This is a genomic window from Bradyrhizobium sp. CCBAU 11430, from assembly GCF_028128855.1.
Lineage (GTDB): Bacteria > Pseudomonadota > Alphaproteobacteria > Rhizobiales > Xanthobacteraceae > Bradyrhizobium > Bradyrhizobium ottawaense.
On the sequence record NZ_LBJV01000065.1, the window covers coordinates 20,366 to 36,042 of the forward strand.

Consider the following 15,677-nt stretch of genomic DNA (forward strand, 5'->3'; position numbering starts at 1 on the left):
TGCGCTGCGTCCGGGGCACGAGACTGGAGTTGGGTGCGCCGCTCTTTCCAAGCCGTCATTGCGAGGAGCCCTTGCGACGAAGCAATCCAGAGTCTTTCCGTGGAGGGATTCTGGATTGCTTCGCTTCGCTCGCAATGACGGAGCGAGACGCAACGGCCTCTCTCCACCAACCCGCACCGCAGCGCGCAGACACACCACCGCACTCTCGCGGCTTGTCTCGCCCGAGCTTTGCTCGTTGCGTCACCTCCTCCGTCAGAGGGCGCAGGGAAGACCGGGTGCCGGCTGGCACCCGCGGTCCACTGTGCGAAACCTGCGTGACAAGAAGCTGCACAGCGGCATACAGGTGTAGCCAGGACAACCCGGCCTTCCCTGCGCAGTGGTTTGACGGCTTATGTCGTGCTCTCCCCGGGGAGCGTTGCACTATTGCCCCCGTCGCCTTGCGGATGGCTGATGCGCTTGCCCGGTTGAGCAATACACATCACCGCAAGACTTGGCGCACAGACCCCGGGCGCCAGGACGACACGATTTTGCCGTACGCCGATCACACCGGTCGTGTGCGCGAGGTCTTTGCTCACGGCGCTCCGCCCTGCAAAACCCTTCGCGCCGATGTGACCCACGTCCACCGCAGCTCACCCCACGTTTCGTGACGATCGCGATACGCCCCTCTGACCGGGGTGAGGTGGCGGGACAATGCGACAAAGCCGAAATTCTGTAAAGGCGAATATTTTCGCCTGCGCGTCTTGCCCCACGGCTAGCGTGTTTTGCCCGTCGGGCAGCGCAACCGCTTGTAGGCTAGGAGCCGGATTCCGCTGCGATCCCATCCGGGTGACGGGAGCTGCGGCCCCCGTTGATCCACAGGCTGTCCGCAGCATATCCACAGGACCGCCATCGCGAATTCGTCAGCCGGCGCGAGCCACTTGCTGCGCACAAATCCACAGGTCCTCAGCCGCCGGCCTGATCGAACACGCTGCGGCAGGCTTCGCTCAGGCTCGAGCGGTTGCGCCGCAGGCACGCCGTGATGGCGCGGACGTTGGGGATTTCGCCGGCGCAGAGCCGGTAGACGTCGGGCGTGCAGGCCCGGCGCTGTTCGGCTGTCCCCTGCGCGTGGGCGGCGGAAGCAAACAGCGTCAGGAACAGCCCGACCGTGGAGGCGCGGCGCGCCCGGCTCTTCACACCCGCAAACCGCAAGAACCTCGCCTTCATGACCAGTCTCCCGTTCCGCCGTGCCCGCTCCAGCCTGCATCGGGCCGGTATGCGAAGGGGTAGGAGAAATAAACCGCCGAGGATGTGATCTCTTTCACATTGCCGGCGCGGCGGAGGAACCTAGAGTTTCCCAGGGGATTTTTTACAAACCGCTAACCAATCGGGACCCGATCGCCGGATCGTTAAAATGCGAACGATCCGCTCAACCGGGTAACAAACCGGCTTTGCGACATTGCGCCGTCCGCGTTCTGCGAGGGTGCGATGAGAAGCGAAGCCGAATTCAAGTTGTTGCTGGATGCCGTCCGGGACGCCATGGTCATTGAAGACTTTGCTCCCGCGCCGGAGGAGGAGTTCGTGCCCCGCTCGTGGAGTTTTGACGCGACGCCCAAAGCCGCCAATGACAACGAGGGCGCCTGGCCCCTCCTGCCGTTCCCCGACGGATGGTACGCAGCCTGCTGAGGGCTGCTTTCACGGTGAGCCGTAGCGCCCGCTTCGCGGGCGTTTTGCCGTCGCCGGAAATCGGGCGGCGCGACGATCAGGTCTTGACACGTTCCTCGCCATCCTGCGGCGCCCGGTCGGGTGCGGCCGATGGAAAGATGCTGTCATAGATCGCACGGGCCTCGCGGATGAGGCGGGCCCGCTCCAGCTCGGATTTCGGGACAAATCGGACGATGTCGCCCACGGGTGCTCCAGCGCTCGTTGATGTCGGTCGCATCACTTCGCAGATGCGAAGTCTATGCCAACGGGCGTGAATCGGGGGTTCCAGCGAGCTCCGGACAAACCCGGTGATCGATCCGCCTCTCACGTCGGCAGAACGTTGCGCGCAGCATCAGCGGCGCCGGCGGCGAAATCGAATTATGCTGGGAGATCAGAGGGATATGATGGAGGCCACGACCAGAATTGAACTGGTGTACACGGTTTTGCAGACCGTTGCGTAACCACTCCGCCACGTGGCCCCGTAAGGCCGGAGCAATATAGGGGATGAAGGGTTTAGGCAACCGCCTTCGTCCGATTTTGGCTGGAGGCCGCCCCGTCAGGGGGACCTTCGAACCGCTACGCCTTCTTCCCGCCGGACCCCGCCAGATATTGCGCGAGAATCGTATCGGTTGCGCCGGCCGCGATGATCTTCCCCTGCTCCAGCAGGATCGCCCGGTTGCAGGTGCTCTGGATCAGCTCGATGTCATGCGAGGCGAGCACCAGGATGCCGGCGCGGGCGACGATCTCATCCAATCGCTGCCGCGCCTTTTTGCGGAATTGCTGGTCGCCGACGCCGATCCATTCGTCGAGCAGCACGATCTCGCCCTCGACCGCGGTTGCGACCGCGAAGATCAGGCGCAGCATCATGCCGCTGGAATAGGTGCGCAGCGGCAGGTCGAGCCGGTCGCCGAGCTCGGTGAACCTCGGCAATCTCCGCCCGCCGCGCGTCGATCTCGGCGCGCCGCGCGCCGATCACGAGCCCGCGCCGCATGATGTTCTCGTAACCGGTCGCTTCCTCGTCGAAGCCGGCCTGCAAATCGAACAGCGACAGGCAGCGGCCGCGCACGTCGATGCTGCCCGCCGTCGGATGATAGATGCCGGCGAGAACCCGCAGCAGTGTGGTCTTGCCGGCACCATTGGCGCCGATGATGGCGAGGCGGTCGCCGGCGCGGATATCGAGGCTGACCTCGTTCAACGCCGTGATGAGGTGCGAGACCGCCGCCTTCCGGCGCAGCGTCACGGCGCCGACGAACCGGCTGCGCAGCGAGCGGTCGCGAAACGACAGCACTGGAAACGTGACCGAGACGTCGCGTAGCACGATGTGGGCCGTGGTGGTCATGCGCATCACAGCCAATACGCCACGCGATGGCGGTATTTTGCGTAGCAGCCGAGGCCGATGACGGCCACGACGATCGCATAGAGGGCCCCTAACAGCCATTGCTCCGCATCGGTCGGCTGCGACAACAGCGGCCGCCGCACCAGATCGAGCAGCGTCGCGAACGGATTGACCCGCGTCAGCCAGTGAAACGCGGTGCCGCGCGCGCTGTCCTCGGTCCAGATGATCGGCGTGAGAAAGAAGACAAATTGCAGGCCGCTGACGATCGCCGAACCAATGTCGCGAAAACGCGCGCAGAGCATGCCGAGTGCGACCGAGCCGCCGAGCAGCGCGAGGAACAGGATCGCAAACCCGGGCAGCGCGAGCAGCATGCTCCAGTGCAGCGGCCAGGGCATCACGACATAGAGCAGCACGACGATCACCAAATGATGCGCGAAGATGAGGACGTTGCGCGCGATCATCTGGAGGATATGAACGATCAGCGGCGCCGGCACCGCCTTGATGAGATGGCCGGACGCCACGAAGATGTTGGAGCCCTCCTGGAGCGTCGTGGCGATCAGGGTCCAGACGATCAGGCCGACCGCGAAGGACGGCAGGAAGGTGGCGATGTCCTGCTTGAACAGCGCCGCATAGACGGTGCCGACACTTGCGATCGTCGCGGCCAGCGTCAGCGTGATCCAGAGTGGGCCGATCACGGTCCTGCGGTAGCGCAGCGAAATGTCCATCAGCGCGAGCGTGCCCCAACGATCGGGCCGCGCCGCCTGTGCCAGAATTTCCTTCGCTGCGAGCTGAATTCGACTGCCCCTCAGGTTCTCGCTCTCCGATGCCGCAACAGGAGAGCAGATCGCAACCGGTGTCGGCCGATCGTCTCTAGACGCCCGGCCCTCGCGGTGCAATCGACCGTACAGATGAACTGGGCCGAAGTCAGGCTCGTTTGCGCCGCCGGAAGTCGCGCCGGCCCTTCGGGGCAGGCTTGGGCGCCAATTCCGGCATCTCGGCCTGGACCTCGCGGTAGCGTGTTAACAGGCGTTCAAAGCTCGCATTCAGCGTCTCGGCGATGTCAGGACGCCGCTCGAGCCCGGCGAGAATCGTCGCCGCAGCCTCGATCGTGGAGAGCCCGTCCTTGCGCGGCTCCTTGCGCAGACGCCCATAGCGCGAGGGATGCGCCGGGTTGAGGATCACGCGCTGGCATTTGAGCATCCAGGGATTGCGCCACCACAGCGCCTTGGCCTGGCTCCAGGTGCCGTCGAGCAGCACGATTCCTTCGAGCTTGCCGAGGATTCCGCGCTGGTTCTCCGCGACCTCGGCCTTGCGGTTGAGCGCGACGATCTCGCCTTCCGCTTCGAGATCGGCGGCGCGGGCCGAGCCGAGATAGAGCACGGCCCAATGCGAGGCGTTCTCGACCGGCCGTCCCAGCGCCTTGGAAAGGCTCGGCCAGGACAGGCCGACCCGCACTGTGGCATCGGCAAAATGCCGGGCCAGCAGCCGCGCGGTGCCGAGCGCCCTGTCCTGCTCCTGCGGATGCTGCAGGATCAGGAGCCCGAGGCGGCTCTTTTCAATCGGCGTGACGCTGTCGCAGATGCACAGCGGCATCGGCTTCTGGCAATGCGGGCACTCGGGGATCGGATCGGCGGCGGCAATATCTGGCGGGTTCGACATGGGCGCCGCTATACGCTTGATGCGGCGCTTCAACAACCTATTCCGCCGGCGCAGGCACCGGACGCGGCTCCGACCGCCGCCGCAGGCGGTCGATCAAGAGGTAGATCACGGGCGTGGTGTAGAGCGTCAGGATCTGCGAGACGAACAGGCCGCCGATGATGGTGATGCCGAGCGGACGGCGCAGCTCGGTGCCGGGGCCGGTCGCGACCACGAGCGGAATGCCGGCGAACAGCGCCGCCATGGTCGTCATCAGGATCGGGCGGAAGCGCGCCTGGCAGGCCTCGAAGATCGCCTCCGCCGAGGACAGGCCGCGCTGGCGCTCGGCGTCGAGCGCGAAATCCACCATCATGATGCCGTTCTTCTTGACGATGCCGATCAACAGGATGATGCCGACGAAGGCGATCACCGTCAGCGGTGTGTTGGTGAGCTGCAGGGCGAGCAGCGCACCGAGCCCGGCCGAGGGCAGCGTCGAGATGATCGTGAGCGGATGGGCGAGGCTCTCATAGAGCACCCCGAGCACGATATACATCGCCACCAGCGCGCCGAGGATCAGCAGCGGCTGCCGGCCGCTGGTCTTGGCGAAGTCGCCGGCATTGCCGTCGAAGCTGCCGCGGATGCCTTCGGGCATGTGCAGTTCCTCCACCGCCCGCTGGATGTTCTGGGTCGCTGCCTGAAGCTGCACGTCCGGCAGCAGGTTGAACGACACCGTGGTCGAGGGAAACGACTGCGAGTGATAGACCGCGAGCGCGGCCAACCCACGCGTCGCGTGCACCACGGCCGACAGCGGCACCTGCGCGTCGCCCGCACCGGCGACGTAGATGCGCTCGAGATTGGAGGGATCGACCTGGAATTTCGGATCGATCTCCAACACGGTCATGTACTGGTTGCGCTGGGTGTAGATGATCGAGATCTGCCGCTGAGAAAAGGCGTTGTTCAGCGCATTATCGATATCCTGGACCCTGACGCCGAGCGCCGAGGCCTTCTGGCGGTCGATCGCGAGCGTGAGCTGAAGCCCGCCGGGATCGCGGTCGCTGGAGATGTCGGTGATGCCCTCGACGCTCTCCATGCGCTTGGCCACGATCGGCGCCCATTTCTGCAGCAGACCGAGGTCGGTGCTGGTCAGCGTGTACTGGTAGTCGGAATCGCTCTGCCGCCCGCCGGCGCGGACGTCCTGGGCGGCGAACATGAAGAGGCGGATGCCGGGCACGGGATACAGCGCGCGCCTCAGACGGTCGATCACGACCTGCGTCGAGACGTGGTCGCGCTCCTCCGGCGGCTTCAGGCTGATATACATGACGCCGCGGTTCGAGGTCGCTCCCCCCGGCCCGCCTCCGGCGCCGACGGTCGAGCCGATGCCGGCCACGGCCGGGTCCTGCATCACGATGTCGGCGAGCCGCTGCTGCAGGCCGAGCATCGACTGGAACGAGATGTCGGCCGAGGCGCGCGTCGCTCCGATCACGAAGCCGGAATCGTCGGTCGGGAAATAGCCCTTGGGGACCTTGATGTAGAGCGTCACGGTGAGACCGATGGTGGCGAAGAACACCAGCAGCGTCGCCAGCGGGTAGTCCAGCACGGTGCGCAAGGTTCGGGCGTAAAAGGCGACGATGCGCGTCAGCGAGCCCTCGATGATGCGGTCGAACAGCGTCGCCGTGCCGGACGTAGCCTGCCGGATGTAATGGGCGCAGATCATCGGCGTCACCGTCAGCGACACCAGCGTCGAGACCAGGATGGCGAAGGTCAGCGTCAGCGAGAATTCGCGCAAGAGGCGACCGACGATGCCGTCCATGAAGATCAGCGGCGTGAACGCCGCGATCAGCGACAGGCTGATCGAGACCACCGTGAAGCCGATCTGCCTCGCGCCCTCCAGCGCCGCCCGAAGCGGCCGCATGCCGTGCTCGAGATTGCGATACATGTTCTCGATCATGACGATGGCGTCGTCGACCACGAAACCGACCGAGATCGCGAGCGCCATCAGCGACAGATTGTCGATCGAGAAGCCCGCGACCCACATGCCGGCGCAGGTTCCGGCCAGCGCCAGCGGCACCGAGATGCCGGCCGCGATCGTCGGCGTCAGCCTGCGCAGGAACACGAACACCACGACCATCACCAGGACCGCGGTCGCCAGCAATGTCCATTGCATGTCAAGCACGCTGGCGCGGATCGTCCCGGTGCGGTCGACCAGGGTGGAGATCTCGACGCCGGCCGGAATCCACTGCTTCAGCTGGGGGACCAGCGCCTTTACCCTGTCGACGGTATCGATGACGTTGGCATCGCCCTGCTTGGTGATCTGGATCAGCACCGCCGGCTGCTTGTTGAACCAGGCGATCGAGCGGGCGTTGCGGACGGAATCCTCGATGTCGGCGACGTCGGACAGCCGCACGAAATTGCCGTTGGCGCTCTTGATGACGATGTCGCGGAACTCTTTCGCCGTGCGCATCTGCTTGTTGAGGGCCAGCGTCTCGCTCTGGCGCTCGCCGTTGAAGATGCCGACGGGGCCGAGCGGGTTGGCGTTGACGATCGCGGTCCTGACGTCGTCGGTGGCGATGCCGGCGTTCGACAGCGCGACGGGGTTGAGCTGGACCCGCACGGCTGGCTGGTCGGCGCCTGATACCGTGACGTCGCCGACTCCAGGCACCTGCGAGATGCGCTGCGCCAGCACCGTGTCGGCGACGTCGTAAATCGCGCTGGCGGATAGCGTCTTGGAGGTCAGCGCCAGCACGAAGACGGGCGCGCCGGCGGTGTTGGCCTTGCGGAAGCGCGGCAGCGTCGGCAGGTCGCTCGGCAAGTCGACCATCGCGGCGTTGATCGCTGCCTGCACGTCGCGCGCGGCCTTGTCGATGTTGCGGCCGATGTCGAACTGGAGCTGGATGCTGGTATTGCCGAGCGTCGAGGTCGAGGTGATCTGGTTGATGCCCGAGATCTCGCCGAGCCGCCGCTCCAGGGGTGAAGCCACCGTGGCCGCCATCACCGACGGGTCGGCGCCGGGCCGGCTGGCCGAGACGAAGATGGCGGGAAAGTCGACGTTCGGGACCGAGGCGACGGGAAGGAAATCGTAGGCGACCACACCCAGCAGGAACAACCCGATCGACAGCAGCGTGGTGGCAACCGGGCGGCGGATGAAGGGCTCCGAGATCGATGCCATCACTGCATCCCCTCGGTCGCGCCCGCGACCGGTGGTCCGCCGGATTCGGCGGGCGGCAGCGCCTGCTCGAGGCGGCGGTTGATGCGGTCGAGCGCGAGGTAGATCACGGGCGTGGTGTAGAGCGTCAGCAATTGGCTGAGCAGCAGGCCGCCGATGATGGAGATGCCGAGCGGAAAGCGCAGCTCGGCGCCGGTGCCGCTCTCGATCGCCAGCGGCAAGGCGCCGAACAGCGCCGCCAGCGTCGTCATCATGATCGGACGGAAGCGCAACAGGCAGGCCTGCACGATCGCCTCGTTGGGCGACATGCCCTGCCCGCGTTCGGCCTCGAGCGCGAAGTCGATCATCATGATCGCGTTCTTCTTGACGATGCCCATCAGCAGGATGATGCCGATCAGGCCGATCACCGAGAGGTCCTGCCCGCACAACACCAGCGCCAGGATCGCCCCGACGCCGGCCGAGGGCAGCGTCGACAGGATCGTGATCGGGTGGATGTAGCTCTCATAGAGCACGCCGAGCACGATGTAGATCGTGATCACGGCCGCGAGCAGCAGCCAGGGTTGTCCCGCCAGCGCCTTGGCGAACTCGGCGGCATCGCCGGCATAGACGCCGACGATGCTGTTGGGCATTTCGATCCGGGTCTCGATCGCTTTGACGGCGTCGACGGCATCGCCGAGCGCGGCGCCCGGCGCGAGGTTGAAGCTGAGCGACACGGACGGGAATTGCGCCTGGTGCGAGATCGCGAGCGGCGCGGTGGTGCGCTTCAGCGTCGCCACGGCCGACAGCGGCACCTGGGCGTTGGGCGCGCCGGCGGTCGCGCTCGCGGCGCCCGGCAGATAGAGTTTTGAAAGGATCGAGGGATCGCGCTGGTACATCGGCAGCGCCTCGAGCACCACGCGGTACTGGTTGGCCTGGCCGTAGATGGTCGAGATCTGGCGCTGCGCGAAGGCGTCGTTGAGCGTATCGGTGATGCCTTGCAGGCTGACGCCGAGCTGGCCCGCGCGGGTGCGATCGACGTCGAGTTGCGCCCGCAATCCGCCCTCCTGCGCCTCCGAGGAGACGTCGCGGAACAGGGGATCGCGCCGCATCTCCGTAACCAGCTTGCGCGCCCATTCCGACACCAGCGCCGCATCGGTGCCGGTCAGCGTGTACTGGTATTGCGAGCGGCTCGACTGGGTCGAGATCTGCACGTCCTGCACCGGCTGGAAATAGACGGTCATGCCGGGAATGCCCGCCACCCGCTGCTTCAGCCGGGTCACGACCACGCTGACATCGTCCCGCCGCTCGCCGCGCGGCTTCAAGGTCATGACGAGACGGCCGACATTGGTGGTCGGATTGACCGAGCCAGCGCCGATCACCGAGACCACGCCGACCACGTCAGGGTCCGCCTTGATGGTGTCGGCGACCTCGCCCTGCCGCTTCTGCATCTCGGCAAACGACACGTCCGGCCCGGCCTCCGTCACCGCCGTGATCGAGGCGGTGTCCTGCAGCGGCAGGAAGCCTTTTGGGGCAACGACGTAGAGGACGAGGGTCGCAATCAGCGTGGCGAAGGTCACGACCAGCGTAGTCCGCTGGTGCTGCAAAACCACCAGCAGCGTCCGGTGATAGGCCTCGACGGTGCGGTCGATGAAGCGGCTGATGGCGGCGAGGCCCGGCACCGCCAGCTCCTCATGAGCATGCTTGAGCAGGCGCGAGCACATCATCGGCGTGAGCGTCAGCGAGACCACGGCCGAGGTCACAACCGCGATCGTCAAGGTCAGCGCGAACTCGCGGAACATGCGCCCGACGAGGCCGGACATGAACAGCAGCGGGATGAACACCGCGATCAGCGACACCGTCAGCGAGATCACGGTGAAGCCGATCTCGCTGGCGCCCTTCAGCGAGGCCTCCATCGGCCCGTCGCCATTCTCCATGTGGCGGACGATATTCTCGATCATGACGATGGCGTCGTCGACCACGAAGCCGGTGCCGATCGTGAGCGCCATAAGCGACAAATTGTCGAGGCTGAAGCCGGCGAAATACATGATGCCGAAGCTGGTGATCAGCGACAGCGGCAGCGCCACGCCGGCGATCAGGGTCGCCCGCAGCGAGCGCAGGAACAGCAGCACCACCAGCGTCACCAGCACGACACTGAGGACCAGCGTGAACTGCACGTCGTGGACCGAGGCGCGGATGGTCACGGTGCGATCGGACACGATGGTGAGGTTCACACCGGCCGGGATCGCGCGCTGCACTTTGGGGATTTCGGCGCGGATCTGGCTGACGACGTCGATCACGTTGGCACCGGGCTGGCGCTGGATGTCGATTATGACGGCGGGCGTGCCCTGGTACCAGCCGCCGGTGCGGTCGTTCTCGAGGCCATCGACGATCTGCGCGACGTCGGCGATGGTGACCGGCGAGCCGTTGCGGTAGGCGATGATGACGGGCTTGTAGGCGTCGGCGGCGGCGATCTGGTCGTTGGCCGCGATGATGTAGGATTGCTGCGCGCCGTCGAGCGAGCCTTTCGGCCCGGAGACGTTGGCATTGGCGATTGCGGTGCGCAGATCTTCCATGGCGATGCCGTAGGCGGCAAGCCGCGCCAGATCGGCCTGGATGCGCACGGCCGGTTTCAGCCCGCCGAGCACCGAGACCCGTCCGACGCCGGAGATCTGGCTCAGCCGTTGCGCCAGAAGCGTGTCGGCGATGTCGCTCATCGCCCGCAGCGAGATGGTGTCGGAGCGCAGCGCCAGCGTCATGACAGGCGCGTCCGCGGGGTTCACCTTGGCGTAGGTCGGCGGATACGGCAGCGTCTTGGGCAGCACGCCCGCCGCGGCGTTGATCGCGGCCTGCACGTCCTGGGTCGCACCGTCGATGTCGCGGTTGAGATCGAACTGCAGCGAGATCTGGCTGACGCCGAACGAGCTGGTCGAGTTCATCGCCGACAGCGACGGGATCTGCCCGAGCTGCCGCTCCAAGGGCGCCGTGATCAGCGAGGCGATCACGTCGGGGCTCGCGCCCGGAAGCTGCGTCGTCACCTGCACGGTCGGGAAATCGACCTGCGGCAGCGCCGAGACCGGCAGCGCGAAATAGCCCAGCAGCCCGCCGATCAGCAGCGCGATGCCGAGCAGCGAGGTCGCGATCGGACGGCGGATGAAGGGTTCGGAGACACCCATGGGATCTGCCTGCCGCTTCAAGCGGCTGTTGTCGGGATCATGGCTGCTTGGCTCCACTTCCCGATGCCCCCGGACCTGGAGCCGGCCCGGTCTGTCCTTTTTGGTCGCCTTCGCTGCTCTTGCGCTTGGCGCGGAACTCGCCGTCCTTACCCTGTCCGTCCTTCTGGTGCTCCTTCTGCCCTTCCTTGGCACCATCCTTCTTCTGGGCGTCGGGCCCGCGCGAGCGCTTGCGCGGGGCAAGATCAGCCGACGGGGTCTGGTCGTCGCGGCCGACGGTCACCTTGGAGCCGTCGGACAGATTGGCAAAGCCCGTGGTGACGACCCTGTCGGTCGCCGACAGGCCGCTGGCGATCACGGCGTCATGCTCGTTCTGCTGGGTCACCGTCACAGGCTTGGCCGAGACGATATTGTCATCGCCGATGACATAGCTGAACGTTCCGATCGGGCCGCGCTGCACGGCTGATGTCGGCACCACCAGCGCCTGCATCAGCGTCTCGACCTTGAGACGGACATTGACGAACTGGCCCGGCCAGAGCTGGTAGTTGGCGTTGGGAAATTCCGCCTTGAGCTTGAGCGTGCCGGTGGTCTGGTCGACCTGGTTGTCGATGCCGGTGAGCTTGCCGGTATCGATCACGGTGATGCCATCATTGCCGAACACGTCGACCGCGAGCGTGCCCTTGGCGGCCGCGGCGTTGACGCGCATGATCTGTTGCTGCGGCAGGCTGAACCACACCGCGATCGGCTGCAATTGCGTGATCACCACGAGGCCCGTGGTGTCGGAGGCGTGGATGATGTTGCCCTGATCGACCTGGCGCAGGCCGGCTCGCCCCGAGAGCGGCGCCACGATCTTGGTGTAGCTCAGCGTCGCCGCCGCGTTGTCGATCGCAGCCTGGTCGGCCTTGACCAGCGCCTCGGTCTGCGCGACCAGCGCGCGCTGGGTGTCGGCCTGCTGCTTGGAGCCGGCGTTGGAGGCAGCGAGCTGCTCGTACCGTGTCAGGTCGATGCGCTGGTTGGCGAGCTGGGCCTGGTCCTGCGCCTTCTTGGCGACCGCCTGGTCGTAGGTGGCCTGATAGAGCGCAGGATCGATTTCGCCGAGCACGTCGCCCTTCTTGACGTCCTGGCCCTCGGTGAAGTTCACGGCGATCAGCTTGCCGTCGACCTGCGAGCGCACGGTCACGGTGTTGAGCGCGCGGATCGCGCCGACGCCGTCGAGATAGACCGGAACGTCCTGAACGCGGGGCGTGGCCGCGAGCACGGGCACCGGCAGATCGAGCCTCTGGTTGTTGCGGTTGTTGGCCTGCTGCTGATGCGTGGCAGTCCAGCCGAGATAGAACAGGCCGCCGAGGATCGCGAGCGTGATCAGGGTCATGATGAAGCCGCGGCCGCGCGACTTCTTCGCCGTCCCCTCCTTCGCGTCCTTCGTATCCGGCTTAAAGAGCATTGACCGGTTTCTCCATTCGCGGCTCCCAGCCGCCGCCGAGCGCCTGATACAGGCTGACGATGGCGAGCAAGCGGGCCAGTTGCGCCTGTGACAGCGCGTCTTCCGCCTGGAACAGGGTCAATTGAGTGTTGAGCACGGTCACGATGTCGGCGGTGCCGGCGCGCAATTGCTGCTCGGAGAGATCGAAGGCGCGGCGCGAGGCGACGACGACGTCGCGCTGCAATTGCAGCTTGATCGTGGTTTGCTTGATCGAGAACAGCGCATTGTCGACGTCGGCAAACGACTGGATGATGGTCTTGCGGTAGGTCTGGAGCAATTCGTCCTGCCGCGCCTTGGCGAACTCGAAATTGCCGAGGATCTTGCCGCCGTCGAAGATCGGCTGCGTGGCGCTGCCGACGAGCTGGAAGAAGGCCGCATGGGGCTGGAACAGCGAGACCAAGGCCGAACTCTGATAGCCGCCATTGCCGGTGAGCTGGATGGTCGGAAAGAACTGAGCACGGGCATTGCCGATATTCGCCGTCGCCGAGGCGAGCTGCGCCTCCTGCCGGCGGATGTCGGGCCGCTGCGTCAGGAGCTCCGACGGCAGGCCGGGCGTCACGCGCGGGATTGCGATCCGGTCCAGCGAGCCGCCGAGCACGCGCACGCTCTCCGGCGGGCGCGAGACCAGCACGGCGAGTGCGTTGACGTTCTGGTCGAGCGTCTGGCGCAGCGGCGGCACCAGGGCCTTCTGGTTGGCAAGCACACTCTCCTGCTGGGCGACGTCGAGATCGGTGCCGGTGCCGGCCTTGCGCCGCTCCCTGACCGCATCGAGGATGCGCTGCGCGCTCGCAATGTTGCGCTGTGAGGTCCTGATGCGATCCTGCGAGGCCAGCACCTGGAAATAGGCATTGGCGACGGCCGCCAGCGTCGTTAGCGCGACCGTGTCGCGATCGAAGCGGTTGGCGTTCGCGGTCTCCTCCGCTGTCTGCAGCGCGTCGCGATTCTGGCCCCAGAAGTCGAGCTGGTAGCTCGCGCTCAGCGATGCCGAGTAATTGACGACCTCGCGCCCGCCGATGGAGAGGCCGGACGCGCTGGAGCCCGAAGTGCGCGAATAGGTTTCCGATCCGCCTGTCGACACGCTCGGCAGCAGCGCCGCACCCGCCTGCCGCGCCTGGGCGTCGGCCTGGACGATGCGCGCAACGGCGGCGGCGATGTCGAGGTTCACGGTCTGCGCCTCCTCCATCAGCTGCGTCAGCTCCGCGGAGCGGAACCCGCGCCACCAATCCAGTGACGGCGGCGCATCACCCTTGCCCGCATATTTGTACTGCGTGGGAACGTCGAGGGCGGGATCGGGAAGGTCCTGGGTCAGCACGCAAGCACCCGAACCGGCGGCAAGGCACAACACCGCAATCCAGCGCGCCGCGCGCAGCGTCCGGGATGCAGAACCTTCAGACCGCCGCATGGCGATCGCAGGAACATCCTCTGTCACATCCATCCCCCGCCGGGCAGATCGAACCGCCGCGCAGCCGGATTAGCCGATTCGCGGCGGGGCAGTCGGGGGGCTTTGGACAACTCGTTCACAGCGGGCGGTGCTTTCTGCGGAACCTCGAAAATCATACTAGCCGTGCGCTGACCAGCGGGACAGTCCCGCAGTTGCGAGATGGCCACGCCAATCAGGTGCGATCGAGCCGATATGAATTCGAAAAGTGACTGTCTCGCAGGGATTTCTCTCATTCTGAAACATTGGGATACGCGATCAAGCTTACCAAGATTTCATGTGTTATTGCTGCCACAGTGGCATCTGAGCCTTTCCATCCGACCGCACCAGCCCCCGCGGCGTCGGTTCAGTCGTGCGCTTCGGCCGCTCCATCTCGCCTGGCCTTCAATTCCCGAAAGGGAGTCATCCCTCGTGCAGATTTGATTTCGGCCATCCAGACCATCCACGTCCCTCGGGTTTCGGCTGATCGCACCCTTGGAAAAAAGCGGTCGTGAAGCGGCTGGTGGCGACCGTCATCCTCCGTGCTCTGGCGGAGTTCAGCCATTTCCTCCTATCGATATCTCGCCGCGTGGCTGAACGCATCATCGCCGGCCTCGCCTCTCGATAATATCGCTGTTTGGACAGGCGTTTCAGCCGGTTTCGCCGCAGCGCAAAAGCCTTCCCCTTTGGCCTCCCAAGCACTAGGTTCTGGCCGACCAGATCAACCCCTTGGTAGCGATTTCCCCGACATGACCATTCGAAATGACGTTGTCGAAGCCATCGGCAACACCCCGCTGATCAAGCTGAAGCGCGCCTCGGAACTGACCGGCTGCACCATTCTCGGCAAGGCCGAGTTCATGAATCCCGGCCAGTCGGTCAAGGATCGCGCCGGCAAATGGATGATCCTGGAGGCCGAGAAGCGCGGCGAGCTCAAGCCCGGTGGTCTGGTGGTGGAAGCGACCGCCGGCAATACCGGCATTGGCCTTGCGGTCGTCGCGAGCGCCCGCGGCTACCGCACGCTGATCGTGATCCCGGAAACGCAGAGCCAGGAGAAGAAAGACTTCCTGAAGCTGTGCGGTGCCGAGCTGATCGAGGTGCCGGCCCTGCCCTACGCCAATCCCAACAACTACCAGCATGTCGGTCGCCGTCTTGCTGACGAGCTGCGCAAGACCGAGCCGAACGGCGTGCTGTTCGCCGATCAGTGGAACAACCTCGACAATGCCAAGGCGCATTACGAGTCCACGGGCCCCGAAATCTGGGAGCAGACCGGCGGTAAGGTCGACGGCTTCGTCTGCTCGGTCGGCAGCGGGGGCACGCTGGCTGGTGTCAGCCGTTACTTGAAAGAGAAGAACAAGAACGTGCGGATCGCATGCGCCGATCCGCACGGCGCCGGCATGTATGAATACTTCAGGACCGGCGATCCCAAGGCGACGCCGGGTGGCTCGATCACCGAAGGCATCGGCCTCAACCGCGCAACCGCCATCGTCGAGACCGCGAAGGTCGATGATGCCTATCTCATTCCCGATGCCGAAGCCGTCGGCGTGATCTACGAGCTGCTGCAGCACGAGGGCCTGTGCCTCGGCGGCTCGACCGGTGTCAACATCGTGGGCGCCATACGCCTCGCCAAGCAGCTCGGGCCCGGCAAGACCATCGTCACCGTGCTGTGCGATTCCGGCAGCCGTTATCAGTCGAAGCTGTTCAACGCCGACTTCATGCGCGCCAAGAACCTGCCGGTGCCGGAATGGTTGGAGAAGCGCAGCAACATCAAGCCACCCTTCGTGTGACCGTCACGCGCCCCCTCGGGTCGGGGACGC

Annotated in this window: 11 protein-coding genes, 1 tRNA gene and 1 pseudogene; 2 read left to right on the forward strand and 11 right to left on the reverse strand. The window is 65.6% G+C overall.

The window, feature by feature from the left end; translation table 11 throughout:
- Positions 1-942 precede the first annotated feature (942 nt).
- The gene (locus tag XI04_RS24175; protein ID WP_015686208.1) at positions 943-1,203 is read right to left on the reverse strand and encodes a hypothetical protein; all 261 of its coding nucleotides are present in this window, start codon (positions 1,201-1,203) and stop codon (positions 943-945) included.
- A gap of 261 nt (positions 1,204-1,464) precedes the next feature.
- Between XI04_RS24175 and XI04_RS24180 the strand changes: the two genes are divergently transcribed.
- Positions 1,465-1,662 carry a hypothetical protein gene (locus XI04_RS24180; protein WP_271609171.1) on the forward strand — a complete coding sequence of 66 codons (198 nt, stop codon included), beginning with the start codon at positions 1,465-1,467 and terminating at the stop codon, positions 1,660-1,662.
- A gap of 76 nt (positions 1,663-1,738) precedes the next feature.
- Here the strand turns inward: XI04_RS24180 and XI04_RS24185 are convergent, their stop codons facing one another.
- The 10 genes and pseudogenes from XI04_RS24185 to XI04_RS24230 form a co-directional block, all read right to left on the reverse strand.
- Complete coding sequence (locus XI04_RS24185; RefSeq protein ID WP_162832223.1) at positions 1,739-1,885, reverse strand: hypothetical protein; 147 nt, start codon at positions 1,883-1,885, stop codon at positions 1,739-1,741.
- 200 nt (positions 1,886-2,085) lie between these two features.
- A tRNA-Cys gene (locus tag XI04_RS24190) sits at positions 2,086-2,159 on the reverse strand.
- A gap of 97 nt (positions 2,160-2,256) precedes the next feature.
- Positions 2,257-2,610, reverse strand: a complete 354-nt coding sequence (locus XI04_RS24195) for a hypothetical protein (protein ID WP_271623794.1) — start codon at positions 2,608-2,610, stop codon at positions 2,257-2,259.
- A gap of 133 nt (positions 2,611-2,743) precedes the next feature.
- A pseudogene (locus XI04_RS38885) lies at positions 2,744-2,863 on the reverse strand (ATP-binding cassette domain-containing protein); the annotation flags it as partial.
- Positions 2,864-3,024: 161 nt separating this feature from the next.
- Positions 3,025-3,741 carry an ABC transporter permease gene (locus tag XI04_RS24205; RefSeq protein ID WP_249162462.1) on the reverse strand — a complete coding sequence of 239 codons (717 nt, stop codon included), beginning with the start codon at positions 3,739-3,741 and terminating at the stop codon, positions 3,025-3,027.
- A gap of 199 nt (positions 3,742-3,940) precedes the next feature.
- Positions 3,941-4,675 carry a tRNA-uridine aminocarboxypropyltransferase gene (locus tag XI04_RS24210; RefSeq protein WP_271609170.1) on the reverse strand — a complete coding sequence of 245 codons (735 nt, stop codon included), beginning with the start codon at positions 4,673-4,675 and terminating at the stop codon, positions 3,941-3,943.
- A gap of 37 nt (positions 4,676-4,712) precedes the next feature.
- On the reverse strand, positions 4,713-7,817 hold the full coding sequence (locus XI04_RS24215; protein ID WP_038946733.1) for an efflux RND transporter permease subunit: 3,105 nt from the start codon (positions 7,815-7,817) through the stop codon (positions 4,713-4,715).
- Complete coding sequence (locus XI04_RS24220) at positions 7,817-10,966, reverse strand: efflux RND transporter permease subunit (protein WP_038946732.1); 3,150 nt, start codon at positions 10,964-10,966, stop codon at positions 7,817-7,819. Before XI04_RS24220 ends, XI04_RS24215 begins: the two co-directional genes overlap by 1 nt.
- 37 nt (positions 10,967-11,003) lie before the next feature.
- Entirely contained in the window at positions 11,004-12,407 is a 1,404-nt protein-coding gene (locus tag XI04_RS24225; RefSeq protein WP_038946731.1) for an efflux RND transporter periplasmic adaptor subunit, read from the reverse strand.
- Positions 12,397-13,881: an efflux transporter outer membrane subunit gene (locus XI04_RS24230; protein ID WP_085968199.1), complete on the reverse strand. Its 1,485-nt coding sequence runs from the start codon at positions 13,879-13,881 to the stop codon at positions 12,397-12,399. The genes XI04_RS24225 and XI04_RS24230 overlap by 11 nt, the downstream gene beginning before the upstream one ends.
- A gap of 731 nt (positions 13,882-14,612) precedes the next feature.
- Here XI04_RS24230 and XI04_RS24235 point away from each other — a divergent pair.
- Positions 14,613-15,647, forward strand: coding sequence for a cysteine synthase A (locus tag XI04_RS24235; RefSeq protein WP_095424178.1), 1,035 nt, complete (start codon positions 14,613-14,615; stop codon positions 15,645-15,647).
- Positions 15,648-15,677: the final 30 nt, after the last annotated feature.

What these genes read in the sequence shown, in the direction of transcription:
- XI04_RS24175 (WP_015686208.1), bottom strand. Translation starts at nt 1,203, where the DNA reads ATGAAGGCGAGGTTCTTGCGGTTTGCGGGTGTGAAGAGCCGGGCGCGC.
- XI04_RS24180 (WP_271609171.1), top strand. Translation starts at nt 1,465, where the DNA reads ATGAGAAGCGAAGCCGAATTCAAGTTGTTGCTGGATGCCGTCCGGGAC.
- XI04_RS24205 (WP_249162462.1), bottom strand. Translation starts at nt 3,741, where the DNA reads ATGGACATTTCGCTGCGCTACCGCAGGACCGTGATCGGCCCACTCTGG.
- XI04_RS24210 (WP_271609170.1), bottom strand. Translation starts at nt 4,675, where the DNA reads ATGTCGAACCCGCCAGATATTGCCGCCGCCGATCCGATCCCCGAGTGC.
- XI04_RS24215 (WP_038946733.1), bottom strand. Translation starts at nt 7,817, where the DNA reads ATGGCATCGATCTCGGAGCCCTTCATCCGCCGCCCGGTTGCCACCACG.
- XI04_RS24220 (WP_038946732.1), bottom strand. Translation starts at nt 10,966, where the DNA reads ATGGGTGTCTCCGAACCCTTCATCCGCCGTCCGATCGCGACCTCGCTG.
- XI04_RS24225 (WP_038946731.1), bottom strand. Translation starts at nt 12,407, where the DNA reads ATGCTCTTTAAGCCGGATACGAAGGACGCGAAGGAGGGGACGGCGAAG.
- XI04_RS24230 (WP_085968199.1), bottom strand. Translation starts at nt 13,881, where the DNA reads ATGGATGTGACAGAGGATGTTCCTGCGATCGCCATGCGGCGGTCTGAA.
- XI04_RS24235 (WP_095424178.1), top strand. Translation starts at nt 14,613, where the DNA reads ATGACCATTCGAAATGACGTTGTCGAAGCCATCGGCAACACCCCGCTG.